We start from the raw sequence: 1,538 nt of genomic DNA, 5'->3' as shown, positions 1-1,538 counted from the left end.
CGAATGCGCCGCGGACGGATGTCTCTTTTTCATCGGAGGTGCGGAGCTGAGTGCCCAAGGGCGTTTCCATCAGGACGCAGCCCATGGTTTCGGCGACCTGACTGGCTGGTGAACAGCGAGGTGCGGTAAACAGACCCGCAAAACTCAGGGATCGTCCGTCGGTCAGGATGACATCCGCATTGCCTTCGATTCGATCAATGGCAGTGTCCTCGACCCTGACGCCACGGCGATCCAAGTCATCATGAGCGTCTTGGTCCACGATCAATGCGTCGTTGGTCAACAGTGTCACCGTGCCCCAGTCCGGCAGCAACTGCGCTTGATGCAGGGACATGGGCCCGGTCGCAATGACGCCGATCTGACCCTTGTTCAATTCGTAGCCGTGGCAATAGGGGCAATGGAATACCGAACGCCCCCATCGCTCTGCCAGGCCCGGCACGGGCGGCAGCTCATCCGCGACGCCTGTGGCGAACAGCAAGCGACGCCCGGCGAAGTTTTCACCGGTGGTCAGCGTCACCTGGAATTTATCGTAGGCTCCGGTTGCTCGGGCGACTTCGCCCTCTCTCCAGGTCAGGGTCGGATAGGCCTCCAGTTGGGTTCGGGATGTCCGGGCGAGGTCCGCCGGATCGACGCCATCGTGCCCAAGAAAGCCGTGGGAATGGCTGGCGGTGCGGTTGCGTCTCAGCCCGGCGTCGATCACCAGCACCGATCTGCGCGCACGCAAAAGCTGTAGGGTGGCCGCCATTCCGGCGTACCCACCCCCGATCACAATGACATCATGCATTTTTTCAGTCTTTCTGATTGTGGATTTCCGCGTAGCGACGGCTAAAATCGGCCGCCAGATCGGCAAGGGTTACATGGGCGAAACGGTCCAGCAGCAAGGCTTCGGCCTCCGCAAATGCAGTTTCCAGAGCCGCATTGACCGACTGCTCCACCAGACAGGAGGGATTTTCGCTTCGATTGCCGATGGCGAAAATCGCAGGCTCTCCCAGAGCCTCGTGCAACTGCTGCAAGGTCACGACCGAAAGGTCACGGGTGATGCGCCATCCGCCCGCATGACCGCGCCCCGAGGAAACGATGCCTGCCTCACGCAAGAATCCCATCGTGCGTCTTACAACGACAGGATTGGCGCCGAGGCACTGACCAATGGCTTCGGATGTCATAGGCCCATCATGCTCTGCCATATGCAGGAGCGCGTGAAGGACCGAGGAAAGGCGGCTGTCTCGTTTCATGTAACTATACATGTTACGATTCGCCGGGCCAATCAAGCACTTTCCGGATCACCTTGCCCTGTTTTGGGCCTGTCCCGGCCCGCCGCTGCCAAGACGCCGCGCCCCTATGCCTGTGTCCCAGACGCTTAGCTCAGCGCGGGCCGGCAATGTTCCAAGATGCGGCATCCCCACTTCGTGCGTTTCGGGGCACAGATTGGTCACGCGGACACGTATCAGAACAATCTGCTGGTGAGAGTCAGTGAGACCAGCACAAGTGACGCGTTACCATAGGCTCTGGCCGTTACTGGCGGTGAAGGTATGGATCTGTCT

At 60.1% G+C, this 1,538-nt stretch carries 2 protein-coding genes; both read right to left on the bottom strand.

Annotated features, from left to right (window positions below; translation table 11 throughout):
* A partial coding sequence (locus WBP53_RS08825; protein WP_423928008.1) for an NAD(P)/FAD-dependent oxidoreductase occupies positions 1 to 781 on the bottom strand: 781 nt, incomplete at its 3' end.
* A gap of 4 nt (positions 782 to 785) precedes the next feature.
* Complete coding sequence (locus tag WBP53_RS08820; RefSeq protein WP_423928006.1) at positions 786 to 1,229, bottom strand: Rrf2 family transcriptional regulator; 444 nt, start codon at positions 1,227 to 1,229, stop codon at positions 786 to 788.
* Positions 1,230 to 1,538 lie beyond the last annotated feature (309 nt).

Origin of the sequence: Dokdonella sp. (assembly GCF_049593775.1) — a bacterium.
Taxonomy (GTDB): domain Bacteria; phylum Pseudomonadota; class Gammaproteobacteria; order Xanthomonadales; family Rhodanobacteraceae; genus Dokdonella.
Note: the sequence above shows the minus strand (reverse complement) of the source record. Positions and strands in the feature narration are given on the sequence as shown.

Coding starts and splice junctions, on each gene's coding strand:
- WBP53_RS08820 (WP_423928006.1), bottom strand. CDS start 1,229: ATGAAACGAGACAGCCGCCTTTCCTCGGTCCTTCACGCGCTCCTGCAT.